Below are 22,908 nucleotides of genomic sequence, written 5' to 3'. Positions count from 1 at the left end.
AGATGAAATATTTATTGGATTATCAAGAGGGAGAGCGTGTTGTCGCTTTTGGCCTGATTAAAAGCAAGGAAGCGGGCGTAGCGAGTAATCAGAGTGAATACTTGAATCTGGAGCTGGGAGATCGCTCCGGTACGATCATGGCAAAGCTGTGGGATGTCAATGCAGAAATGAAGGAATGGATTAACGTCAAATCTGTTGTGAAGATCGATGCTGCTGTCCAAATGTACCGTGGGAAAAAGCAACTGGTGATTCAACGAATCAGACCGGCTGCGGCATCAGACGAAGTTCAGATGGAGTCGCTCATTCCGATCTCGCCCGTTCCAGTGGACGAACTGTGGACAAAGCTGACCCATGCAGTCGACAGCCTGCAGAGTGCCACACTCAAGGCGATTATTCAAGAGGCGCTGGCAACAGAGGAGATTCACGATCGCCTTCGCCATTATCCGGCTGGCGTTCGCATGCACCACAACTATTATCACGGTTTGCTCGAGCATATTGTCTCTTTGTTGACGGCGGCGCAGAGTCTCTTGCCACTGTATCCGCAAGTAGACAGGGATGTACTGATTGCGACTTGTATCTTGCACGATATCGGAAAGCTGTACGAGCTATCGGATCCCATCGCTCCGGATTACACCACGCCAGGTCAGTTAATTGGTCACTTGGTCATGGGAGTCGAGATGGTAAGCGGCATTTGCCGTAAGCTAGATATTTCTTTAGGGGACGCAGAAGTTCTGCACTTGAAGCATTGCATTTTGAGTCATCATGGAGAGGTAGAGAACGGCTGGGGCAGTGCTGTATCTGGAAAAACGCCTACAGCTGTCATGTTCCATTACCTGGACCAGATCGACAGCAAAATGAACGCTTTGAGCCAAACACTAGCGGACATGCCGGAAGAAGAGGAATGGGCGTACGCTGGCGTGCTTAGACGAAAAGTCTGGCGCGGATATTAATCGATAGAACAAAAAGCCAACTGCTAAGCAAAACAAAGCAGTTGGCTTTTTTTAGATAAATCAGAAACGTTTTTGCAAGATGCTCGTCTTACCAGTAATGTCTTGTAATGAGGAGGTATTCCTGTGAAAAAGCGAAACAGAGCTGCTATGTTTGTGCTGGCAGTCAGCATGGTCACGACACCAGTGGCACTTCTGCATCCGTTGTCTTCTTATGCGTATGATGGCAAATCAAGTCTGGAGCCTATTCAGTTGCCAGAAGACATCGTCCACTTGTTAACGGAATTGAAAGAGGACTACGTGCCTCTCATGAAAGGCCTTCATGTGGACTCTTACGGAGGGACAAGCAATTCAGGGTATGTCATTCATCTTTCGGATCGAAAGAGTGTCATTACCACGAATACGACGCTCACCATCTCCACAAATGCAAAGGGAGATATGACCAGTTTTGTCCTGCATGATGTGAATCGGGACAAAACAACCAAACTCAATCAAAAGGAAGCCTATCAAAAGGCTGTGGACTTTATTCGGAATTACATAGCAGTTGACCATGTTATTTCCCCGCAAGCGATGCTTTCTTACGATCGTGCATCTGAGCTGGATCATCTGGCGGTTGTCAGTGTCTACCCACAGTTGAACAACACATGGGTGGACAAAGAGACAGCACGGGTCATGGTTGACGCAAAGGGGCAGGTTGTCCATTTTCAGCAAGAAAAGCTAAAGTTTCCTACCGCAGAAGAAGTAGCGGACCCAAGCAAGGCTGTACCGCTTGAAAAGGCAATGAAGGAGTGGCAAGACAAGGTATCCTTAGAATTGGTCTACGATGAGTCAGCGGGCAAGCTCGTTTACGTGCCTGACCAATTGCTAACGATAGATGCTCTGACTGGTGAAGAAGTTTCGTCTGTGTATAAAACAACGAATGAGACGATGAAAATCAAAGGAACAGCAGACATGGGCGTCTGGCGAGATACGAAAAAAATGGAGCAAATGCTCGAAAAGGATTTTGGCTTGAGGCTGAATCAACGCACGTACAAAAATGTAAAAGAAAACAAAAGGTACAAAAACAGCGACATCGATCGCCATGAATGGAATGCGAACTCGTATCAAAGCGCGTGGATTACGCTCGACCGTAAAACAAAATCACCCATTGAATTCAAGCTGGATGGTCCCGTAGAAAAGGAGCTTGAGAAGCCGCTCACGCATGATGAGGCAAAAGACATCGCCGTACAATTTGTGGAAAAATACTTATTGTCCAAAGAACAATCCTTCTCCGTAAAGGAGACGAGTCTTGTAGAAAATCTGCCGGGTTGGGCAGATCAAAATCTGGTGCGGCCAATTAGCAGCTTTGCCTTTCATCCTGAGATTGACGGTATCCCTACCAAGAGACCATTGTTCTACCTGGAAGTGGACGCGAAGAAGGGCAATGTAGTCCTTGCGCAAGTAAATGAACTGCCGTCCATGCCAGCTACCATCAGTAAAGACGGTATTATCAAGGATGAGAAAGCAAAGAATGCGTATGTCAAAGAAGCAAATCTACGCTTGGCATACTGGTATCCGAGGGTAGGGACGCATTCAGCGAAACTGCCGCAGCTGGCTTATTTACCGACAACGAATACCAAGTCTTTGCAGATCGATGCCGCAACGGGGGCGGTGGAGGAAACCTGGTTGGAATGGAAAGCTACCCAATAACCAATACCCGATATGGTGTAAAGCCATGTCGGGTTTTCCTTTTCATCATTATCGGAATTCATAAACACTTCAAGGTAGGTAGGATTTTTTTTCTTTTTGTAGAATAACTTCTTGATTCCCATTTGATTTGGCATACAATGCCGATCACGAGAAGGAGAAAGTGCAATGAAACGGCCAACTTATACCCTACCAAGTATTGTAAAAAAGGTATTCCGGCCCGGTGAGCGCTCCCTTCCACGTACGGAGATCTGCTCCCGGATGGAAGCGAATGAGCTGAATGCTTTTTTGGAGCTGGACTGCGAGACAGTACTGGATAAAGTGTTGAAAATGGAGCAATCTCCAGTGCGCGTTGGAAGCTCAGAGGCGATCGTAGAGGTCACTCACCAGCCACATCAAGTGTACGACTTGGCTCATCGCTATTTGCGCGATAGTCAAACACCAAAAAAGCTTGAGCAAATCGTCGCAGAGCTGCGTCGACAAACGCAGTTTGGCTGGAATCAGATTCTTCGTATGCTGCAATTGGAACGCGATCCTCGCTTTGTGCAATATCAAGGCGATAGCAGATGGTTTTTGGCAGAGTGGACTTTGGGCAATGACCAAGTGTATGCGTTTTGCCGCGACAATGGCATTACACAGGTAGCTGCTCGCACATTAGTCCATTTTCTGGAGCAGGAAGTTGGAATTGCTTCAGATGCTGCTTTTCTCCCTGCGCAAGATGACCGCTTCCGCATTGACGGTGATACCATGTACATCATTGCTCGTAGCGAAGATTCCAAGGAAGAGCAGGCGGCCCTCGAGGTTGCTGTTGCTGCCCCTTCTGTATCGATAGGAAACAGCGAGTCCGTCTCAGAAGAAATTGCATCGGAAGAACCAGCGAATCCCTTACACCAGGTGGAACAACAACCAGAACAACTATTTACCAAGGAGGAAGCTACTATGTCTACCATTACCAACCAGCAAGTTCTCGAGGAAGTACAAAAACTGATGCAAGAAGCTATCAGCCGCTTGGAGACAAGAAACCAAGAAATGTCCCAAGAAGTTGTCGCTCATTTTCAACAAAGCAATATGCAAGCTATAGAAGTGCTGATGAAAGAGAAACATAAGCATGAGCAGATCGTACTTGGCATTCAACAGGTACTAGCGACCAGTGAACAACAATGAGTCAACTTGAGGCTACGATCCGGTTAGAGCAGAGATTTGCCATCCTGCGCGATGTTATCGCGGGCTATCGGATTCGCCTTCAAGAAATGGAGAAGGAAGTAGTGGAGCTTTTTGCCACGAACCAACTCTCTGCTATTTCAGCATGCATGGGCGAGAAGCAGCGCATCGTCAGGTTGATGAATCGACTGGAACAATTTATTGTCCAATGGGAAACCAACAACACGGATGTGGGTATCGCACATGAACCAAAGCGAGAACACTTGAACACATGACGAATAATGCGGTAAAATAGGGGGATTGTGCATGATTCCCCGCGCATGCCGCGTGGGATGGAAAGGAGATCCAAACCCTCTATGTCGGTAGGAAGAAACGAACTGTGCCCTTGCGGGAGCGGAAAAAAATACAAAAAATGCTGTGGGGTAGTCACTCCTATTACGGAGCTGCGTAGCCGCCACGAGCAAAAGCTGCAAAAAGAATACGCTGGCTGGGTCGAAAGATTGAACCATTTTGTCGGCGCAAATGTAACCAGCGAGACGATTCAAGAAGCGCGGAATCGCTTTGCGGAAGAAGTCGACTTGACCCAAGAAAGTGTCGCACGTCCTGAATGGGCAGCGCATTTCTTCAACTGGTGTGTATTGGACGTCAAAACAGGTGGAAGCACGCTGCTTGAGAACTATATCAAACAGCATGGACGTCGGATGGAGCCCGATCTTCGCCGTGCGTTTGCTGGACTGCACCTGAATGTTTATGAAATCGTGGAAGTGGATCGTGATGTCATCACGGTTCAACAACCAATTTCGGAAGAAAAACACTATCTGCTTCGTGCCAATACGTTGAATGTTGTCCCTGGACAATTGATCGTAGGGCGTCTGCTGAATCTCGGTCTGCGTGATATGCTCTTCTCTGGCAGCATCATTTTGCAGCCACATGTCAAGGAAAGTCTGCTCGAGTGGTTACACCAGCATCCAGAAGTAGAAGCAGCGAAGGCAGATACGAGCAAGAGAAGCTATACGACAGAGCTGTATCACTTCATCGTTCAATTTGGTGAAGCGGCAAGCGAGTCAGAAGCACCGAAGCAAGAGTCCCTTCTGCGTCGTACTTATGCGATGCCAGATCGTAAACAGCTGTTGAAAGTAATCGAGTCGAACCCTGCATTTGAGCTGAAAAAGCGGGATGGTGCTCGTGAGACATGGGTATATGCGACACGCAAGGAAGAGCATTTGTTCCCGAATTTAAAGGATGCCTTGCTAGAGCTTTATGAAGTACAGGCAGAAGTGATTTTGCAGGATGACAGCCTGATTCTGGAAGGGTTCGCACCGCAGTTGGACGAAGTCGCTGAGACTTTACTGCTGCTTGCATTTGAGAACGAAGAGGAGATTCGCGTTCTTACTTCAACTGGCTCTCGTTTGTCCAAAGGAACTCTGTTTATCACGAGTCAGCCTACTTTGCCACCAAAAGTGTTGCAGTGGGCAGTCCAAACCTATTTTGCTGAAAAATGGCTGGTTACTTCCCATGAACAGCTCGATGATTTGGCTCCACTTTTGGTTGCGGCTACTGAAAACGAGGCGCTGCATGAAAAACTCCACAAGCTGATGGAGCAAATGGAACAGGATCATAAAATCGGACAAGGATTGGCTCGCTTTATCCGAATGGACATGCTTCGTCCGCGCCTCTCGTTGTCAAATGACAGCCTGCATGTGCATAACCTGTTGCGCCGTCCGTTGATCGAGGGATTGCCGGAGAGTGTGTACACCGTACATCCTGACAGACTTGCGGACATCAATCGCTTCGTACAAGAGATGACCGATGGCAAGTCAGAAGCAACCGTCAAAAAGTACGATGAGGTCATGAACAATTTCCGTTCATTCGTCAGAGGAGCGTTTGGCCCATCTTTCACATGGGAGCAGTTGCGCAGAGAGGACCTGGTATATTTCCTCGTCCACGACATTTTCACGCGCACGGACGCAACGACCAAAACGTTGGCAACCAATCTGATGTCTGTTTTGACGGCGTTCTTCAAGTGGCTGGATAAGCAAGGACCATACGCGCTTTATCCTGTCATGCAGCCATTGTTTGCCGAGTTGAAGGAAACATTGCCGGAATCCTATCGCTTACGTGGTGTGCTGGAAAAAGAAGCGACTCAAAATCTTTACAGCAACCCGATGGCGATCAAAGATATCACGGAAGAATCCATGCTCGTGCAAGAGATCACTTCATCTGGCTGTACGGCAAAACGTGCGAATGGCGAGACAATCAAGCTGTCGATTGGCGCTGAATTGGGTGCTTTGCTGGCAGCAGATTGGCTGATCCATGGCGTGTTCGGTCAAGGTGAGGACGGTACTTGGAGACTGTATGGTACGCCTGAAGTGTATCCGCCAGTCATTGCCCAAGTGCTGGGCGCACCAACAGGTGTATTGGTTTAGAGCCCTTAACATGAAGAAAACCCGAGGATTCGTGTCCTCGGGTTTTTGTTTTGACTTTTTATTGGTTTAGATTAGTGAGCCCATTCGCGGAGTGTCTTGTCTTTCGGCAGCAAAAAGCCCATAAATCCAATCAACGGGAGGAACGAGCATAACAGAATGACAAAGCTCAGACTGTAGAGATCGGCGAGATAGCCGAATACGAGAGCGCCCATGCCGCCCATTCCAAAGGCAAGCCCGATAATCAGTCCGGATACGGTACCGATTTTGCCAGGCAATAGCTCCTGCGCATATACGACTGTGACAGAGAAGCTGGAAAGCATGATAAAGCCGCTGATCACGAGCAATGGAAAGGCCCAAAATCCAGAGACGTAAGGCGTCAGTAATGTCAGTGGAAGTGAACCGAGTGTGGAAATGATGAGCAAGTTCCTTTTTCCGAATCGGTCAGACAGCGGTCCGCCAAAAAATGTCCCAATCGCTCCTGCGAAAAGAAAACCAAAAATGACGAGCTGGGCATTGGCGTAATCCATATCTTTCACATACATCAAATAAAACTGGTAAAAGCTTTGGTAGCCAGCATTCATCCAGGAACGCACACTGACGATGACAATCAGGAGGCCTAAGGCAATCAGCCGCTTGTTCAGATTCGTATACGTAACAGGTGCGGCAGTAGCCTTTTTCAAACGCTGTTGCCCACGATACCAGAGAGCAACATAGAGCAAGATGCCGCTAGCTAATAGCGCGGGCAGCAGAAACCAGGCGGCCCCTGTCTGTCCCAGGTTCGCAAAGACCAGGATGGTCATCAAGGGAGCGAGAGCTTGCCCAGCATTTCCCCCCACTTGAAAAATGGATTGCCCCAACCCTCTGCGAGGACCAGATGCCAAGTGGGCGAAGCGTGAGGCTTCTGGGTGGAAGATAGCTGAACCAATCCCAACACAGGCGACTGCTGCGAGAACAAAATAGTAATTGCCGGAGAAAGCGAGTGCCAGCATCCCCAATCCGGATACGATCAAAGCCAGTGGTGGCAATATAGGGATCGATTTGCGATCGGAGTAGTAACCGACAAATGGTTGCAAAACAGATGAAGTAAGATTCATGACGAGCAAAATCATTCCGACTTGTGTAAACGTCAATGCTAGATTCTTCTCCACAATAGGGAGCAGTGCAGGGATGACCGCTTGCAAACTGTCGTTTAACAGATGCGCAATGCTAATGGCAAATAGCATGCGATAGACAGTTGGTGCCGCAGTCCCTGCGGGTGTTGAGTGAATGGGTGTCGACGAGGCACTCATGTCAGTTCATCCCCAACCTTTCTTTCGTAACTTACTTTTTCGTTTTTTCAATGTAGCACGGATTCTACAGAACGTCATCCATGAATACTGGGAATATGATGGTCGAAGATAAAGGATTTGATCTGTCAGGAAGTTTTTAAAAAGGTAGGTAAAAAGGGAGACGCTGTCGAACAAAAGAGAAAAGCACAATGGACTAGACCATGAGCAGAACGCTAGGGGGAATGCTGGAATGCTGGAAGGTATAACAGAATACTGGCTATGCGTGGGAGGAGCCAATGTTGACGTGCAGGGAGTCACCTCTGCCAGACTGTTGCCTGGAACAAGTAATCCGGGTGAAGTGCATCAAGAGGCAGGCGGCGTAGCTCGAAACGTGGCGGAAAATCTGGGATGGCTAGGAGAAGAAGTGCAGCTGTTTGCTCTGGTAGGAGAAGACGCAGACGGCGAGTGGCTAAGACAGGTCACTGCAAATAGTGGAGTAGCTACTCATGGTATGTTGCGAATCGCAGGGAAATCGACTGGGCGCTACTTGGCTATTCGTGATCGTGACGGTGAATTGTACACGGCTGTTGCGGATATGGAACTAAATGAAGAGTGGCCAGCCGATATTATCCAGCAAGGTCTCAAACGCTTGCCACAGGCCGCTGGCTTGTTTCTGGATGCCAATCTTCCCGTCGAGGTTATGCGGGCATTCTTGACGGAAGCCAGAAGACTCGACAAAAAGATCGTCGTAGATCCTGTTTCTGTGAAAAAAGCAGAAAAATGGAATGGGATGCTTGAAGGCGTTCATATACTTGTCACCAGCATTGATGAACTGGAAGTGTTAGGTGGCCAAACCCTTCATTCTTATAATGATGTGGAAGAATGCGCGAAAAAATTAGTGGCAGAAGGTATTCATCAGGTCATGGTCATTTGTGGGGAAGCAGGGCTGTGGCTGTGCACCGCACAGGAGGAAAAATGGCTTGCTGCACCAATTATGCCGATCCGAGAGTCCGCGGGGGATGCGTTTGCTGCGGGTATCATTTATGCGCAAAACAAAGCGTTGACCCTTGTAGAACAAGCTGCTTTCGGCGTTGCTCTGGCCGAGATGAGAACGAAGGGAAACGGACGATATGATATCGATGTCCTTTTGGCACGAAAAGATTACTATGCCGCAAAAGAAAGACAGATCCTCAGCAGAGAATGAAAATACATAGCTTGACGTACACTACCCGTTAGTTACAGAGGAGGAGTGTATGTCATGGAAAAGAAATCGAATGATGTGAATGGAAAACAAGAAAGCCATGTTCGGCAGGGCGGAGATTCACACCGCTCCAAAAACAAGCGTCCTGAGGGTCCTGTACAAGGATTTAGTCAGGCACCACGCGGCTTGCAATAAGCCAAAAATGATATATGCAACTAAAGTCCCCTTATCGACAAAAAGATGGGGGACTTTTCGTTTAAAGGAACATTTTTCTACAAATGCAGACAACGATATGGTACAATACCTGAATCAGAGTATTGCCAACTGAAGAAAATAGTGGTGCATATTGTCGAGTGGCACAATTCAAAATCGTGCCTCCCTTTACTTTGTCAAAAAGCGTGCGCGAACAAGGAGACTGATTCATATGCCAGATACTGTTGTGAAAACACGCGCTTCAGCTTCTCGAAAGAAACAGCCGAGCCGTAATCGAAAAATACGTAAACTCGTGGTATCCATCACATTGATGACCTTGCTGCTGGTTGGCGGTGTGGCTGGAGCGATTTATTGGAAAATTGAAGACACTCTGACGGAAGTAACGAACCCTGCAAACAGCGGATTTACTTCGCCAGTATCCCAAAATACCGATCCCGTTTACTACTCGGATAAGCCAATGTCGTTCGTATTGCTTGGTTCTGATTCCCGTCCTGAAACAGGTTCCATGAATACAGACGTAATGATCGTGGCAGTTGCCAACCCGAAGACGAAGAAGGTTACCATGGTATCGATTCCGCGGGACACACGCGTCAAGATCCCGGGCTATCGCGACTACCATAAGATCAATTCTGTCTATGCCAATGGCGAGGCAGAACGCAGGCAAGCAGAGCGCAAAAACCAGACGGTTACTGAAGACGGTATTTCCTTAACGAAGAAAACGTTGAATGAAATACTGGGTATTCCGATTGAGCATTTTGTAGCCATTGATTTCGATGGTTTCAAAGCCGTCATTGACGAATTAGGTGGTGTGGAAGTCAATGTGGATCGCAGACTGGTATACGATGATCCGACTGACGATACACACATCAATCTCCAGCCAGGACTTCAAAAGTTGAATGGCGAGCAAGCACTTGGTTATGTACGACATCGTCACGACAACCGTGGAACGAAGTACTATTCCAGTGACTTCGACCGCAACCGTCGCCAACAAGAAGTCATCAAGGCAGTCGTGGACAAAACGGCCTCTCTTGAAGGCTTGACAAAGATATTTAATGTCATGGACGTAGGCGCCAAGAATATACATACCGATCTTTCCAAGGATCAGATCAAAGGCTTGGCCTACGATTTCAAAGGATTTAATTCCTCTACGGTCACTGCATTGGATAATGGGGCATATTGGAGCGGAGGATATACGTATCTCGAAAAAGAAAAGCTCGAGACTGTTCGCAATTCCTTGCAATCAGAGATGGGAGTGACAGGGAGCGTCGTAGCGTCGCTCAACAATTCCCCGATACTCGGTACTGGTGAAGCGGTTGCGACTAGCAACAAGAAGAGCGTCAAGAAGAAAACGACAGAATCAGCAGCGTCAACGAAACATAAAACGGAGGCTCCGAAAGAACAAGAGCCGACGAATCCGACCGACGATCAAGACGGTATGGCAAATGAAGGCGCAATGCCGCCACCTGATGTCGTAAACACAGAGGGGCAAGGTCAGTCGACAGATCAAGGTCAGGGAGCACAGAAGCCTGCGACTGATGCAACACAAACTGTACCAGGTAATAACGCTACTCCACCGCCGGATATCACCCCGCCGACCAGTCAGGATGCTGGTCCCACAACTACAGATGGTCCGAGCACGAACTCCTAACGAGTACGAAAAACACCCGTTCATCACGAGCGGGTGTTTTTTATTTGTCGATTCATCATAAATTTTTAAAAATTCGTTTATGGAAAAGGTTTAGAAAACACCAATTTCGTGGTACAATAATAATATGCTGATAAGACAGATTAATCAGATAATTATTACTGACTGGAGGGATTTCTATGACGATTTTCTTGGTGAACCTGTTCTTGGTGATTGCTTTTGTGTACCTGATCAGCCGCCAACAAAATGAAGAGTTTGTGTACGATGAAGATTTTTTCCTCCAGAACCCTTCAGCTTTGGAAGAATATCAGCAGATGCCGATTGATTTCCAGCACGCCTTTTTCCGCAAGCATAAAGAGTGGATTAAGGAAAAATATATGCGCGGAGAAAGCTACATTTTAGGCTACTGTCCAAACAAAGAAGTACGTCGTGCGTGGCTGTCCGAATTCATGAATCAAAAAAATATCAACAATACACCGACCCCTTCCTCGTGAAGGGGTTTTTCGCATTTGTAGGACTCGTGCTATACTGCTACGAGAGAATATGGTGAAACAGGAGGAAAAAGTACGTGCTACAATTTATGGTGGAAAAACTAAATCAACAGTTACATACGCATGGAATGATTTCGGATATCGTCTTGCGCTCAGATCATTCGTTGCTGGAAGAATCGGAAGGGCAAGAGGTTCTGATCACGTTTTCCGAGGCGGAGGACGAGAAGCAACCAACGGCTACCATCCATTTGTTTACACTTGCGGAAGAGGACAGCTGTGAAATTGAAGTGGAAATTGACTATCCTTATAGCTTGCAAGATGAGGAGATTCAACAGCTATGGACGCAAGCAAGAAGCTTGGTAGCGGAGTGCTCGTTGACAGAAAAGCGCCGCTTTGTGGAGCCTGGTAAGCAGACAGGAGCGAATGTCGTGCTGGATTATCACTTTGTCGTGGAAATGCCGCGAACAGAAGCGGAGGAATTGACATTTACAGAAACCATCGGAAAATTTTCTGCGGATTTGGGGATACTCGTCAAACTCGGCACATAAAAAATAGGTTGTCCATGCAAAAAGCTCAGGCTTAATCTTATCAAGAACTAAATTGAAAAAAGACAATAAATGGCGGACACATATTATACATGTATAGTATGTGTCCGCCATTCTTGTCATTCAACTATCGTCTCCAAGCGACCTTCGATGCAGATTCCAACCGCAATTATAAGCGTTCATTAATTCTAATCAACAATTCCTTCAAGGTTTGCTTTTCCTCTTCGGTAAGGACTTGAGTGATTTCGTCCTCCACCTTTTGGAAGGAGTCATTAAAGTCTTCAATCAATTCAACGGCTTTTGGTAAAACATAAATATTTTTTTGCCGTTCATTATTGGCTGGGATTTTACGCTCGATAAATCCTCTTTGCTCAAGACCTTGAAGCATACTTGTAATGCTAGCCCCGCGCAGATGAAACCGATCAGCAAGATCCCTCTGAATTAATCCAGTTTCTTGCTTCTCGTAGATATAGCCAATTACTTTTCCTTGTTGAGCGTTTAATCCTAACTCTTTTATGCTATCGTCCGCTTTTTTCTTTAATTTAAGGCCAATAATCTGAAACAAATCCAGATAAGGCGTATACTTGCGAGGCTTCATGATCGTACCTCCCTATATTGTTAGAAAACTAACTGTAAGCAAATAAACTATACAGAGATCCAGCTTTCGTGTCAAACGAAAGTTAGTTTGTTGACAGTTAGATAACTAACAATTATACTCCGAATTGTTGAATAGCAAACACTTGGGAGGAATTCAAATGGAGAAGGTAGCTCAACATGCTGCGTTAGAACAAGTTACGGCGATTACAAATGTACGGATCTTTGATGGAAATCAAATGATTGCCCCCAGACATGTTGTCATGAAAGGGGAGTCCATTATTTCTGTGGGTGGAGACATTCCGGCAGATGCTACGATTATCGATGGAGAAAATTCGACACTGATGCCTGGTCTGATTGATGCACATGTCCATACCTCAATTGCAGGATTACGAGATGCCCTAAAATTCGGCGTTACAACAGAACTCGAAATGAACGGCGATTTTACGAAAAGAGGGCGAGAGATTCAGTTGAAAAATGTGAATGGCGTCGCAGACGTCCGTTCTGCTGGCACAGCGATCACCGCTCCGGGCGGACACCCAGATGAATTACTGCCGGATGGAGATGAAATACCAGAATTCGTTTTAAAGGAACTAGAGAAGCTATCAGAGGAAAACCGAGAAGCGATGTTGGCTGCATACGCTCACGATCACGAAGAAATACCGCAAGTGACGACGGTGGAAGAGGCGATTAAACATGTGCATACGCAAGTGGAAAATGGGGCCGATTATATTAAGATCATGATTGAAGAAGGAACGGTCATGGGTGCACCTGGCCTGCCTGTACTAAGCGACGAGATTCTGAAAACAGCCGTGACAGAAGCCCACAAGTTCGATAAGTTGGTCATCGCCCACGTCTTGACGGCTCGTTCATCCCAAGAAGCCATCAATTTTGGAGTCGACGGTTTGGGCCACTTGTTTATCGACAGACCCGCGTACACGTCCGAGCTAGTGAACTCTATAGCGAGTTCAGGCGCTTTTGTTACACCGTGCTTGGTATTGAATTCATCTATTATTGGAAATCCAGCATCGGAATTGGCGAATGATCCGCGTGTTCATTCCAAATTAAGTCCGGATTGGATCGATATCTTGAACTCCAGTTTCAATACGTTTCCACAAGGCAATATGGAGAACAGCTTTCAGAATGTGATGGACCTACACCATGCCGGAGTTGATATTCTGGTAGGGACGGATGTAGCTCCGGTTCCCATTCCGAGTCTCGGCGGCCTTGCTCATGGAGCCAGCGTCCATCATGAAATGCAATTGCTGGTGAAGGCCGGGTTCACTCCGATAGAAGCGCTTCGGTCGGCTACCTCGAAACCAGCCCGTTGCTTTGGTCTTGTCGATCGCGGCCGTATTGCCGAGGGTGCGCGCGCTGACCTTATACTCGTAAACGGTGATCCGATAACCAACATCTCAGATACCCTGTCCATTAAAGTCGTATGGTTCAAAGGTGTACAGATACTAAACTAATCAAAACACTTTTGTGGCAGGGCACTCTTCGAGGTAGATGTCCAGAGATAATAAAGTTCTAGACTGAGGCCACGTTAAAATAGCGGGCAGGATAGTATGAACAACTCACGAATTACTAGGATTGGAACCATGTCCCTCGGCTGTCGTCTATATAAACGAAGGCAAAAATGAACACAAACTAATTTGACGAAGAGGTGTTTTGAAAATGGCATTAACGTCCGCATTCACGAGCTTCAACCTGCCTGTAAAAAACGTAGAACAATCGAAAGCGTTCTTCACCGGACTCGGATTCGAGCTCAACCCGCAATTCCCCGAGAACGAGAATTCGGTAGCCATCGTGATCGGCGACAACCTGCAGGTCATGCTGATCAATCAAGCATTCTTTAATACGCTCACGGAGAAGGAACCCGTCGATACGAGCAAGTATGCGCAGATGACGATCGCATTGGCCTTCGAGAGCCGGGAAAAGGTCGATGAAATTGTGAATACTGCGGTCTCCTTGGGCGGGAAATTGCACGCTGAACCTGAAGATCATGGGTTCATGTATCATTGGGGCTTCGTGGACTTGGACGGCCATCTGTGGGCCATTAACTACATGAACATGGATGCGGCACAAGGTTAAGGCTAACGGAGAGCACGCTCGTACTAGGGTTCAAAAAGAAAGACGCCGGGCATCCTTCCCCGGCGTCTTCTTCGCGATGATTAGTTTTGTTCGGTATAGGCTTTGAAATTGTCCATGATCGCTTGCCAGCCTGCTTGCTGGAACTCGACGGGATTGGAGCTTTCCGCGTCGAACGTTTCAATGACCTTCGTCTCATTCCCTTGATCGACGAAAGCAATATCCACTCTTCTTCCGCCTTCCATGGAAACACTAAGAAAACTTTATTATTGAGTTTAGATCCGTGGATGGCTTTATTCTGACGACTCCCGCTTTTATAGTGAGGAAGAAGGAATATAAAGAGAAGAGAGAGAATCGTATAGATAATAAAAATGAATGAGCATTCACTCGTTAGGGGGCGTTTAACGTGGAACTTTCAAAAGTATGGGAACCGATCCAAATTGGGTCGATGACGTTGCCAAATCGGATTATGATGGGGTCCATGCACGTTGGATTTGAAAAGCTGCAGAATGGTGTAGCGCGGCTTGCTACTTTTTACGCAGAGCGTGCGAATGGAGAGGCTGGTCTGATCGTGACAGGAGGGGCTGCCGTACATCCAGAAGGCGGCATGGGCGACGAGTATTGCAATGTATACCAAGACGAGGATATCGAGAAATTGCGCCTGATCACGAAAGAGGTTCATCAAGCCAATGGGAAAATTGCGTTGCAGCTGTTCCATGCCGGGCGTTATGCGTACAAGGAAGCGACAGGATTAGACCCGGTAGCACCATCGCCATTGCAGGCGCCGATTAACCGTTGGAAGCCGAGAGAGTTACGCGCTGAGGAAATCGAAGAGACGATCCAGTGCTTTGCTGATGGAGCCGTCCGCGCCAAAAAAGCTGGCTTTGATGCTGTAGAAATTATGGGTTCGGAAGGATACTTGATCAATCAATTTTTGTCCCCTGTGACCAATAAGCGAGAAGATGAGTGGGGTGGGGACTTTTTGCGTAGAGCCCGCTTTGGCATCGAGGTGGCTAAGCGTGTCCGCCAAGCAGTGGGACCGGATTATCCGATCATCTACCGGATGTCGGGATTGGACTTGATGCCAGATAGTACGACGATGGAAGAGACATTGCAGTTTGCCAAAATGCTGGAGGAGGCAGGGGTTGATGCTCTCAATGTCGGAATTGGCTGGCATGAATCACAAGTACCGACGATTGGCATGATGGTGCCGCGTGGAGCATATGTATGGGTGGCGCAGCAAGTTAAGCAGATCGTGAACATCCCGGTTATCGCCAGCAATCGAATCAACGACATGCGTCAGGCTGAAACGATTTTGTATGAAGAATGCAGTGATATGGTTTCAATGGCCCGACCATTTTTAGCGGACCCGTATATCGTTCAAAAAAGTAAAGAAGGACGTTTTGATGAAGTAAACACATGTATTGCATGCAATCAAGCCTGTCTCGACCATATTTTTGATGGGAAGGTAGCCTCCTGTCTGGTTAATCCGCTTGTCGGCAGGGAAGCAGAGTGGCGGTTGGTTCCGGCGGAAAACTGCAAGAAGGTAGCGGTAATCGGTGCGGGGCCTGCTGGCTTGGAGGCGGCTCGCGTGCTGGCAGAGCGAGGGCATCAGGTGGTCATCATGGAGGCCAAAAAACAGATCGGTGGACAATTAAACTACGCCAGACAGGTGCCAGGTAAAGAGGAGTTTAATGAAACGCTTCGCTATTATCAGACAGAGCTCGCGCGTCTTGGTGTCGAAATCAGGCTGGGAACACTGGCAGAGGCAGAAGCACTAATAGAAGAAGGTTTTGCAGAAGTTGTCGTGGCAACGGGAGTCATTCCGCGGCGTCCAGAGATTCCAGGTGTGGAGCTCGGACATGTGAAGGGATATGATGCGGTATTTGAAAAGCGCGCCAAGGTAGGTAGACAAGTGGTTATCGTCGGTGCGGGAGGAATCGCGTGTGATTTGTCCCATTTGCTGATGCACGACGAAACGATCTCACCGAAGGCAGCGGAGTACTTGCAGGAGTATCGGATTCTGGACGGAAGAGCTGTACAGCAGCTGCAACAAAGAAAACGAAAAATCAGCATGCTGCGGCGTGGGAAGCATGTCGGATCGGGCTTGGGCAAAACGACGCGTTGGGCGGTTCTCGCCAACCTGAAGCGACGTGGCGTAGAGATGCTGACACAAATTGAATACAGCCGAATTGCAGAAGAAGGGGTATATTTCATTCAGAACGGGGAGGAACGCATGATACCGGCTGATACGGTCATTGTAGCGGCTGGAGCGACCTCCAACAATTCGCTATACCATGCATTGCTTAATCGGCTGCCTGTGCACCTTATAGGTGGGGCTAAAGAAGCGGGAGAGCTCGATGCCAAGCGAGCTATTTTGGAGGGTGCGACCGTCGGAAGAGCGATTTAAGGTGATCAAAAGATTTTCTATTTCGAAAACAAGAGGAATCGGCTATGATTAAGAAAAGTATGTCGTCTTTTTAGAAGTTTTGTCGAATCGCTTTTCAACCACCGCTAATTTTTGCAAAATGAAGTTATACTGTTCAAATTCATTTGATTGGGGGCTCTCGCCTTGATGAACCATAATGGCATTCTCTTAGGGAAACGTTACTTCCTGTACTCGTTAGCACCGCTAGTAGAGGTGGAGGGATGGACGTTTACGATAGCCCCGGGGTTTAAGTTGATCGCGGGCGGGAGTGCCAATCCGTTACAGACATTAATCAGCGTTTACCGAGAGAATGAAAAGGTAGCGCAACTCGTGCTTCATCATAGACGTAGTGATTCAGATGTCACTGTGCAGGCTGTATCGAGTGATCTCCTGTTAGAAATCGCCCCGGCGACTAGAACTGTAAGTGTAGCAGAAAAGCTGTAGGCACCCTGAACGGGGTGCTTTTCGCTTTCGAACTTCAATCATCATTCCGAGCAATCGAGGAGGCGTCAGGATCATGGTAGGGAACGAATGGCAGGTAGGTCAGTTTCAATTGTCTTGGCTGAGAGGTGGACTCACGAAGCTGGACGGGGGCGCAATGTTTGGAGTGGTACCCAAGCCGCTTTGGAGCAAAAGATACCCATCCAATGATCTGAATCAAATCCCTTTGCGTGCTGACCCGATCCTGGTACAGGCTCATGGCAAGCGTATTTTGATTGAATCGGGTATGGGAAATGATCGGCTAACGGAAAAACAGAAGCGCAATTTTGGCTTGGAGGAAGAGTCTCAAGTGGTGGAATCCCTCGCTGCGAAAGGGTTGACTCCTGCCGATATTGATATTGTCATCATGACACATATGCACTACGATCATGCCAACGGACTTGTCTCTATACGTGATGGACAACTTGTTTCTACATTTCCACAAGCCGTCATCTACGTGCAGGAGCAGGAGTGGGCGGAGATGAGAGAGCCGAATGTTCGCTCGAAGAATACATATTGGGAAGAAAACTGGCGTCCGATTGAGAAGCAGGTGAAGACGTACGGCGCTTCGCACGAAGTTGTGCCGGGAATCACGCTTCATCATACAGGAGGGCACAGCCAGGGACATGCGATCGTCCGAATGGAGACAGAGGGGCAGCTGCTTTTGCATCTGGCGGACATCATGCCTACACACGCTCACCAAAATCCATTATGGGTGATGGCCTACGACGACTACCCGATGACCTCCATCTATGCAAAAGAAGAATGGATCATCAACGGGATCAAGCAAGGCGCTTGGTTCACGTTTTACCACGATAGCGTTTACCGTGCAGTGAAATGGAACGAACAGGGAGAAATGATTGATCGTTTAGAAGTGATGTTGTAAAAAGGATTGGCAAAGACCGTCAGTGTTTTCTGGCGGTCTTTTGCGTTGTCTACGAGAAATGTGTCCAACCCTATCGAAATTTTGATTACTCTCATAGAAAAGTTTCATAATCAAAAAATTTTGAATGCTCATTGACGAACGACCAATGCCTCTCTACAATGGGAACATCACAGAGCATCTGTTCTGGCAGAGGTGGGAGTGCATAACAGTAGTGGGGAGAGAGAGAAAATGAGCTGGATCAAGATGCGTTTACAGGAGTTTCACCCGATCGTCTGGTCATTAGTCGTCGGGACCGTGTTCGTTAGGGCCGCCAGCTCGATGAGCATGCCGTTTTTGTTTTTATACTTGTCCAATCAAACAGATATGAGCTTGGCAATGATCGGATTGACGATTGGAGCAGGACCGCTCGCGGGTACCATCGGAGGCTTTTTTGCGGGAGCATGGTCGGACAGAATAGGGCGCAGGCGAGTCATGCTAGGCGCGTTGTACGTGTGGACGCTCGTGTTTGTCGGATTTGCGCTTAGTAAAGATCCTTGGGTTCTCCTATTTCTCAATATAGCAGGGGGACTCTGTCGATCCTTCTACGAACCGGTCTCACAGGCGTTGATGGCAGATGTAACGCCACAAGAGAAGAGGCTTCGTGTATTCGGTATTCGCTACATGGCGATTAATGTTGGGGTAGCGGTAGGGCCTATCGCAGGGGTAGTACTCGCCAAAAGCTCTGTCGCTCTACCTTTCCTGGTGACTGCACTGATTTATCTGATCTATGTGATTAGCCTGCAAGGATTATTGAACAAGTTCGGCATTAAACAAATTGAAGGCCAAAAGAAAGAAGTCGTTACATTCAGCCGTGCATTCAGTGTAATCGTGAATGACAAAGCGTTTCGCTTGTATATGCTCGCTGGTGTTTTAGGAGCGATTGGCTACTCGCAGATGTCTTCTACGCTGGCCAAATTCGCAGAAATGACGGTCGTGAATGGAACAGAGCTGTTTGCCATCCTGATGACCGTCAATGCGATTGTCGTTGTCATGATGCAGCTTCCGTTGACAACTTGGGCAGAAAAAAAGACGCCTCTCACCGCAATATTGGTGGGAAACGTCATGTATGCGGTTGGTGATGTGGGGTATGCCTTTGCCAATTCCTGGCTGATTTTCATTGTGGCGATGGTATTTTTCACGATTGGCGAAATCCTTACGTTTACCGCAGGGGACGTCCTGATCGACCGAATGGCCCCAGAGAATATGCGGGGCAGCTATTACGGTGCGAAAAGCTTCAGCAACCTCGGCCAGTTCATCGGTCCGTGGATGGGTGGATTGCTGTTAGCACATTACGGAGGTACGACCTTGTTCCTGGTGGTAGCAGCGACTTCGATGATGAGCAGTGCCTTCCAATGGGCGGGTGCTCGCGCCTTTGAGGCAACCCGAGGCAAATCCTTTAATGAAGCGAGGGGTGAATCACTCTAACGCTTGCAAGATACGATCCGCCATCCGTTTATAGCCATCAGCATTCGGGTGGAAGTGATCTGTATACAAGTAGTTTTGTTCCTTACGCAAGAACAAGTCGTAGGTCGGCACCACGAAAACTTGTGGGTACCGTGAGGCGATTTGGGATGCATGATTGTTCCAGTCGAGCACAGGCCCGATGGTGTCGACGGCTGCTTCGGTATTGCCAAAAGGATTGTACAGGGAAGTGTAAACAATTGTCGCCGTCTTGTTGACGCTGCGAATCTGTTTGAGAATCTCTTCATAGTTGACCGCGAGCTTATTAAGAGCCGTGGTCACTTTTTCTTTTTCAATGGTATACAGCCCGCCCGTCTGCCTGAACAAGTCGTTGCCGCCGATGGTAAAAAGAATCAGATCGGCTTCAGCGAGCAGCTTCTTCACTTGCTCCTGGGACATTTGCTTGAGCAGCTCAGATGATTCCTGTCCATTAATCGCGAGGTTTGTGAACGTAATCGAATGGCCCGATTTTTTCTCCAATGCTTGGCGAACGAGTCCGACATAGCCCTGGCCGTTTGCGTCTCCGGCACCGCGCGTGAGAGAATCCCCTAGTGCGACTACTTTGTGGACACCCTTTTCTGGTAAAGGTGAGGGTGGCTGCTCTTTTTGCACAGGTGGGCTTGCTGTGGACGGTGCTAACTGCTGTGGATTCATCGCGAGGACAAACCCTGTCGCAAATAAGAGAAAGGAGAGTAAAGACAAGAGACCTGCCGTGCGCCAAAGTAATTGGCCGGATGTGCGCATCAGGTATCCTCCTATTCGTTGTAAAGTGTATGGTCATGGTATAATGTGGATGGACATCTTATGACAGTGTATCATAAACACAACGCCATCGTCAGTTGACGAGGGGAGACTCAGATAGGAGGGCGTACATTGGCCGAAACGGTCCTCTCAGTAAAAGGATTGCAAAAAGCGATTGGCAAAAAGCCGATCATTCATGATATTACGTTTGACGTTTTCGCCGGAGAGGTATTTGGATTTCTCGGGCCGAATGGCGCAGGCAAAACCACCACAATCCGCATGCTCGTTGGATTGGCAAAAGCCGATGGGGGAGATATTCGCATCGGAGGCATCTCCCTTCAAGAACAGTTTCCACAAGCGATTGCGCAGGTTGGTTGTATCGTAGAAAACCCGGAGCTGTACAAGTTTTTGACGGGCAGAGAGAATCTGGAGCAGTTTGCGAGAATGAGTGGCGGTATAACGGCTGAGCGTATTGAGGAAATCGTCCGATTCGTTGATTTGGAGCGGGCGATTGATGATAAGGTAAAAACGTACTCACTCGGAATGAGGCAGCGCCTGGGGATCGCGCAGGCACTTTTGCACCGGCCGAAAATATTGATCCTGGACGAACCGACGAACGGCTTGGACCCAGCGGGGATCCGTGAGTTGCGCCAGTTTATTCGCAAGCTTGCCGAGGAAGAAGGGCTCGCGGTCTTCATTTCGAGTCATCTTCTCAGTGAAATCGAGATGATGTGCGACAGGGTGGCGATTATTAGCCAAGGGAAGGTCATTTCGGTTGGATTAGTCAAAGAACTGATGGAGCAGTTTGCTGATCAGGTCGATTGGACAATCCCGTCTTCCCATATAAAAAAGGCCGAGGAAATCCTGCGAAATCTACCAGCAGTGACAGAGGTGTGGGTGGTCAGTGAAGAGCGCCTGAAATCACGCATGGATGTAGAAAAAGTGAGTGAGGCTAACCAGGCTTTGGTCAATGGCGGCATACCTGTGATGGGAATAGCGACGAAGACGGTTACACTGGAAGACCTGTTCCTTACATTGACGGGAGGAGGGGGAAGTCATGGAGCAGAACATGGTGGGGCTCGTACAGAATGAAACCATAAAATTGCTGCGCAGGCGCCGTTTTCTCGTCGTCGTGCTGATCTTGGCGATTCTGATCCCGATTTTTACATACGCACAATACCGTTCGGTTGTTACTGCTCAAGAACGAATGGGGACAACCGACTGGCGTCCGCTATTAACCCAACAAATCGTCGATATGCAAAACAGGCTGGCATCAAGCCGTCTTCCCGAGGAGTGGCGGGATTTTATCAAGGTCAGGATCGCGCAGCAGCAATACTATTTGGATCATGACATTAACCCGATGGCACCGGGGGGGCCTACTTTCGCCCGTGGCTTTATGGACCAAGCCATTTCGATGTTTTTGCCGATGATTATCGTCGTGCTCGCGGTTGACCTTGTATCTTCTGAGTTTAGCGAGGGGACGGTCAAGCTGCTATTAACGCGACCCGTAAGGCGGTGGAAGGTACTGACCAGCAAATACATCACCTTGCTTTTGTTTACCTCTCTCACGGTTCTTACGACACTGATTCTTGCTTATTTGCTCTCTGGGGTCGTGTTTGGCTATTCCGGTTGGGATCTTCCTATTTTGACTGGCTTTGAAGTATCGGGAGGAGAGCTCGAGACATCTGGGGCTTTCATGCTGCCGCAATGGCAATTTTTGCTGATGCAGTATGGTCTAGGCTGGTTCGTCTGCATCGTGGTTGCTACGGTAACGCTTATGGTCTCAGTTTTGGTTCGGAGTGCGGCTGCGGGGATGGGTATTATGATGGCAGCGTTAATTAGCGGAACGATCCTGACGCAGATGGCATCCTCCTGGGAATCGTCCAAATACTTGTTCGTGGTAAACTTGCAGCTGACGGATTATCTCAATGGAACACTGCCTCCGATTAAGGGGATGACGTTGCCGTTCTCGTTGACCGTGTTGAGTGTATGGGCGATCGCAGCACTGATTATTGCGTACGCGGCCTTTATCCGTAGAGATGTCACATCCTAATTTGACTTTTTTCGTTACCTTTATCTAAGTCTGCTCGTCTTTACCATGACGAAAGAAAAAGACAGCGAGAGGGGAAAGGCGAAACAGAATGGATGTATTATGGAAAGCAGGCTCGGTGACACTATCTGGCATGTTTGAGCTGTGGGCAGCAATCCCTGTAGGCTTTATGTTGCAGCTACCACCGGTTCTGATCGGAATCTTTAGTGCGGTGGGTGCGATTATCAGCGCAGGTGCTGTTATTTTCGTGGGAGGTTCATTGCGCAATTGGCTTTTAAAGCGTGTAGAGAATCGGAGCAAGCGTCAAGGGCGCATGTGGCAGATTTGGGATAAATACGGAGTGGTCGGCCTAGGTCTGACTTCGCCGCTTTTAACAGGAGCCCCACTGGGAGCTGCTATTGGTATCTCGCTGGGAGCCCCTACGAAAAAGCTTATGCTGTGGATGTCCGTGGGCATTATTATCTGGAGTGCGCTATTGACGGCAGGAGTGGCTTTTGGTCTTTTGCAATTCATGGTACCAGAAACAAAATAGCTATATGCATGAAAACCGCCAAT

The 22,908-nt window shown here is 48.1% G+C and carries 23 protein-coding genes; 19 read left to right on the top strand and 4 right to left on the bottom strand.

Annotation, left to right across the window (positions count from 1 at the left end; all coding sequences use genetic code 11):
* Positions 1-2 precede the first annotated feature (2 nt).
* The 5 genes from HP570_RS05180 to HP570_RS05160 all read left to right on the top strand — a co-directional run bounded on the left by HP570_RS05180 (position 3) and on the right by HP570_RS05160 (position 6,220).
* Positions 3-950: a 3'-5' exoribonuclease YhaM family protein gene (locus HP570_RS05180; RefSeq protein ID WP_173625078.1), complete on the top strand. Its 948-nt coding sequence runs from the start codon at positions 3-5 to the stop codon at positions 948-950.
* Between the two features lie 123 nt (positions 951-1,073).
* Complete coding sequence (locus HP570_RS05175; protein ID WP_173625077.1) at positions 1,074-2,636, top strand: YcdB/YcdC domain-containing protein; 1,563 nt, start codon at positions 1,074-1,076, stop codon at positions 2,634-2,636.
* Positions 2,637-2,801: 165 nt separating this feature from the next.
* The gene (locus tag HP570_RS05170; protein WP_015892319.1) at positions 2,802-3,797 is read left to right on the top strand and encodes a hypothetical protein; all 996 of its coding nucleotides are present in this window, start codon (positions 2,802-2,804) and stop codon (positions 3,795-3,797) included.
* On the top strand, positions 3,794-4,069 hold the full coding sequence (locus tag HP570_RS05165) for a hypothetical protein (protein ID WP_015892318.1): 276 nt from the start codon (positions 3,794-3,796) through the stop codon (positions 4,067-4,069). The genes HP570_RS05170 and HP570_RS05165 overlap by 4 nt, the downstream gene beginning before the upstream one ends.
* Before the next feature lie 81 nt (positions 4,070-4,150).
* A complete protein-coding gene (locus HP570_RS05160) occupies positions 4,151-6,220 on the top strand; it encodes a YecA family protein (RefSeq protein ID WP_173625076.1) in 2,070 nt (689 codons plus the stop codon).
* A 71-nt stretch (positions 6,221-6,291) separates the two neighbouring features.
* Here the strand turns inward: HP570_RS05160 and HP570_RS05155 are convergent, their stop codons facing one another.
* Positions 6,292-7,509 (bottom strand): MFS transporter, encoded by a 1,218-nt coding sequence (locus tag HP570_RS05155; protein ID WP_173604446.1) that lies wholly within the window; start codon positions 7,507-7,509, stop codon positions 6,292-6,294.
* 229 nt (positions 7,510-7,738) lie between these two features.
* Here HP570_RS05155 and HP570_RS05150 point away from each other — a divergent pair, with 229 nt between their 5' ends.
* From HP570_RS05150 to HP570_RS05130, 5 genes are all read left to right on the top strand, one after another.
* The gene (locus tag HP570_RS05150) at positions 7,739-8,692 is read left to right on the top strand and encodes a carbohydrate kinase family protein (protein ID WP_173625075.1); all 954 of its coding nucleotides are present in this window, start codon (positions 7,739-7,741) and stop codon (positions 8,690-8,692) included.
* A gap of 54 nt (positions 8,693-8,746) precedes the next feature.
* Entirely contained in the window at positions 8,747-8,884 is a 138-nt protein-coding gene (locus tag HP570_RS05145) for a hypothetical protein (RefSeq protein WP_007717021.1), read from the top strand.
* 229 nt (positions 8,885-9,113) lie between these two features.
* Positions 9,114-10,550, top strand: a complete 1,437-nt coding sequence (locus tag HP570_RS05140) for an LCP family protein (protein WP_173625074.1) — start codon at positions 9,114-9,116, stop codon at positions 10,548-10,550.
* 176 nt (positions 10,551-10,726) lie between these two features.
* The gene (locus HP570_RS05135) at positions 10,727-11,041 is read left to right on the top strand and encodes a hypothetical protein (protein ID WP_015892313.1); all 315 of its coding nucleotides are present in this window, start codon (positions 10,727-10,729) and stop codon (positions 11,039-11,041) included.
* Positions 11,042-11,115: 74 nt separating this feature from the next.
* On the top strand, positions 11,116-11,586 hold the full coding sequence (locus HP570_RS05130) for a hypothetical protein (RefSeq protein ID WP_173625073.1): 471 nt from the start codon (positions 11,116-11,118) through the stop codon (positions 11,584-11,586).
* Between the two features lie 166 nt (positions 11,587-11,752).
* On the opposite strand, the gene HP570_RS05125 is transcribed toward HP570_RS05130, so the two are convergent.
* Positions 11,753-12,181, bottom strand: coding sequence for a MarR family winged helix-turn-helix transcriptional regulator (locus tag HP570_RS05125; protein WP_064202858.1), 429 nt, complete (start codon positions 12,179-12,181; stop codon positions 11,753-11,755).
* A 157-nt stretch (positions 12,182-12,338) separates the two neighbouring features.
* Between HP570_RS05125 and HP570_RS05120 the strand changes: the two genes are divergently transcribed.
* Together HP570_RS05120 and HP570_RS05115 are read left to right on the top strand one after the other, a co-directional pair.
* Positions 12,339-13,649 (top strand): amidohydrolase family protein, encoded by a 1,311-nt coding sequence (locus tag HP570_RS05120; RefSeq protein ID WP_173625072.1) that lies wholly within the window; start codon positions 12,339-12,341, stop codon positions 13,647-13,649.
* Positions 13,650-13,854: 205 nt separating this feature from the next.
* Positions 13,855-14,271: a VOC family protein gene (locus tag HP570_RS05115; protein WP_173625071.1), complete on the top strand. Its 417-nt coding sequence runs from the start codon at positions 13,855-13,857 to the stop codon at positions 14,269-14,271.
* Positions 14,272-14,351: 80 nt separating this feature from the next.
* On the opposite strand, the gene HP570_RS05110 is transcribed toward HP570_RS05115, so the two are convergent.
* Positions 14,352-14,495 (bottom strand): SRPBCC family protein, encoded by a 144-nt coding sequence (locus HP570_RS05110; protein ID WP_172801923.1) that lies wholly within the window; start codon positions 14,493-14,495, stop codon positions 14,352-14,354.
* Positions 14,496-14,674: 179 nt separating this feature from the next.
* Between HP570_RS05110 and HP570_RS05105 the strand changes: the two genes are divergently transcribed.
* The 4 genes from HP570_RS05105 to HP570_RS05090 all read left to right on the top strand — a co-directional run bounded on the left by HP570_RS05105 (position 14,675) and on the right by HP570_RS05090 (position 19,526).
* On the top strand, positions 14,675-16,678 hold the full coding sequence (locus tag HP570_RS05105; RefSeq protein ID WP_173625070.1) for an oxidoreductase: 2,004 nt from the start codon (positions 14,675-14,677) through the stop codon (positions 16,676-16,678).
* A gap of 165 nt (positions 16,679-16,843) precedes the next feature.
* Positions 16,844-17,140 carry a hypothetical protein gene (locus tag HP570_RS05100; RefSeq protein ID WP_016742437.1) on the top strand — a complete coding sequence of 99 codons (297 nt, stop codon included), beginning with the start codon at positions 16,844-16,846 and terminating at the stop codon, positions 17,138-17,140.
* 73 nt (positions 17,141-17,213) lie between these two features.
* Positions 17,214-18,062: a YtnP family quorum-quenching lactonase gene (locus HP570_RS05095; RefSeq protein WP_173625069.1), complete on the top strand. Its 849-nt coding sequence runs from the start codon at positions 17,214-17,216 to the stop codon at positions 18,060-18,062.
* A gap of 228 nt (positions 18,063-18,290) precedes the next feature.
* The gene (locus HP570_RS05090) at positions 18,291-19,526 is read left to right on the top strand and encodes an MDR family MFS transporter (RefSeq protein ID WP_064202854.1); all 1,236 of its coding nucleotides are present in this window, start codon (positions 18,291-18,293) and stop codon (positions 19,524-19,526) included.
* On the opposite strand, the gene HP570_RS05085 is transcribed toward HP570_RS05090, so the two are convergent.
* Positions 19,518-20,306 carry a GDSL-type esterase/lipase family protein gene (locus HP570_RS05085; protein WP_087349157.1) on the bottom strand — a complete coding sequence of 263 codons (789 nt, stop codon included), beginning with the start codon at positions 20,304-20,306 and terminating at the stop codon, positions 19,518-19,520. The genes HP570_RS05090 and HP570_RS05085 overlap by 9 nt on opposite strands.
* A 129-nt stretch (positions 20,307-20,435) precedes the next feature.
* Here HP570_RS05085 and HP570_RS05080 point away from each other — a divergent pair, with 129 nt between their 5' ends.
* From HP570_RS05080 to HP570_RS05070, 3 genes are all read left to right on the top strand, one after another.
* Positions 20,436-21,395 carry an ABC transporter ATP-binding protein gene (locus HP570_RS05080; RefSeq protein ID WP_173625068.1) on the top strand — a complete coding sequence of 320 codons (960 nt, stop codon included), beginning with the start codon at positions 20,436-20,438 and terminating at the stop codon, positions 21,393-21,395.
* Entirely contained in the window at positions 21,361-22,356 is a 996-nt protein-coding gene (locus HP570_RS05075) for an ABC transporter permease (protein ID WP_041749545.1), read from the top strand. Before HP570_RS05080 ends, HP570_RS05075 begins: the two co-directional genes overlap by 35 nt.
* A gap of 88 nt (positions 22,357-22,444) precedes the next feature.
* A complete protein-coding gene (locus HP570_RS05070; protein WP_015892301.1) occupies positions 22,445-22,885 on the top strand; it encodes a small multi-drug export protein in 441 nt (146 codons plus the stop codon).
* Positions 22,886-22,908 lie beyond the last annotated feature (23 nt).

Source organism: Brevibacillus sp. RS1.1 (assembly GCF_013284365.1).
GTDB classification, from domain to species: Bacteria; Bacillota; Bacilli; order Brevibacillales; family Brevibacillaceae; genus Brevibacillus; species Brevibacillus brevis_D.
The sequence above is the reverse complement of the archived record's forward strand: the minus strand, read 5'-3'. Positions and strand labels throughout refer to the sequence as shown.

Excerpts from the sequence above, each read along its gene's own strand:
- HP570_RS05180 (WP_173625078.1), top strand. The coding sequence starts at position 3 with ATGAAATATTTATTGGATTATCAAGAGGGAGAGCGTGTTGTCGCTTTT.
- HP570_RS05170 (WP_015892319.1), top strand. The coding sequence starts at position 2,802 with ATGAAACGGCCAACTTATACCCTACCAAGTATTGTAAAAAAGGTATTC.
- HP570_RS05165 (WP_015892318.1), top strand. The coding sequence starts at position 3,794 with ATGAGTCAACTTGAGGCTACGATCCGGTTAGAGCAGAGATTTGCCATC.
- HP570_RS05160 (WP_173625076.1), top strand. The coding sequence starts at position 4,151 with ATGTCGGTAGGAAGAAACGAACTGTGCCCTTGCGGGAGCGGAAAAAAA.
- HP570_RS05155 (WP_173604446.1), bottom strand. The coding sequence starts at position 7,509 with ATGAGTGCCTCGTCGACACCCATTCACTCAACACCCGCAGGGACTGCG.
- HP570_RS05150 (WP_173625075.1), top strand. The coding sequence starts at position 7,739 with ATGCTGGAAGGTATAACAGAATACTGGCTATGCGTGGGAGGAGCCAAT.
- HP570_RS05145 (WP_007717021.1), top strand. The coding sequence starts at position 8,747 with ATGGAAAAGAAATCGAATGATGTGAATGGAAAACAAGAAAGCCATGTT.
- HP570_RS05140 (WP_173625074.1), top strand. The coding sequence starts at position 9,114 with ATGCCAGATACTGTTGTGAAAACACGCGCTTCAGCTTCTCGAAAGAAA.
- HP570_RS05135 (WP_015892313.1), top strand. The coding sequence starts at position 10,727 with ATGACGATTTTCTTGGTGAACCTGTTCTTGGTGATTGCTTTTGTGTAC.
- HP570_RS05125 (WP_064202858.1), bottom strand. The coding sequence starts at position 12,181 with ATGAAGCCTCGCAAGTATACGCCTTATCTGGATTTGTTTCAGATTATT.
- HP570_RS05120 (WP_173625072.1), top strand. The coding sequence starts at position 12,339 with ATGGAGAAGGTAGCTCAACATGCTGCGTTAGAACAAGTTACGGCGATT.
- HP570_RS05115 (WP_173625071.1), top strand. The coding sequence starts at position 13,855 with ATGGCATTAACGTCCGCATTCACGAGCTTCAACCTGCCTGTAAAAAAC.
- HP570_RS05100 (WP_016742437.1), top strand. The coding sequence starts at position 16,844 with ATGAACCATAATGGCATTCTCTTAGGGAAACGTTACTTCCTGTACTCG.
- HP570_RS05095 (WP_173625069.1), top strand. The coding sequence starts at position 17,214 with ATGGTAGGGAACGAATGGCAGGTAGGTCAGTTTCAATTGTCTTGGCTG.
- HP570_RS05090 (WP_064202854.1), top strand. The coding sequence starts at position 18,291 with ATGAGCTGGATCAAGATGCGTTTACAGGAGTTTCACCCGATCGTCTGG.
- HP570_RS05085 (WP_087349157.1), bottom strand. The coding sequence starts at position 20,306 with ATGCGCACATCCGGCCAATTACTTTGGCGCACGGCAGGTCTCTTGTCT.
- HP570_RS05075 (WP_041749545.1), top strand. The coding sequence starts at position 21,361 with ATGGAGCAGAACATGGTGGGGCTCGTACAGAATGAAACCATAAAATTG.
- HP570_RS05070 (WP_015892301.1), top strand. The coding sequence starts at position 22,445 with ATGGATGTATTATGGAAAGCAGGCTCGGTGACACTATCTGGCATGTTT.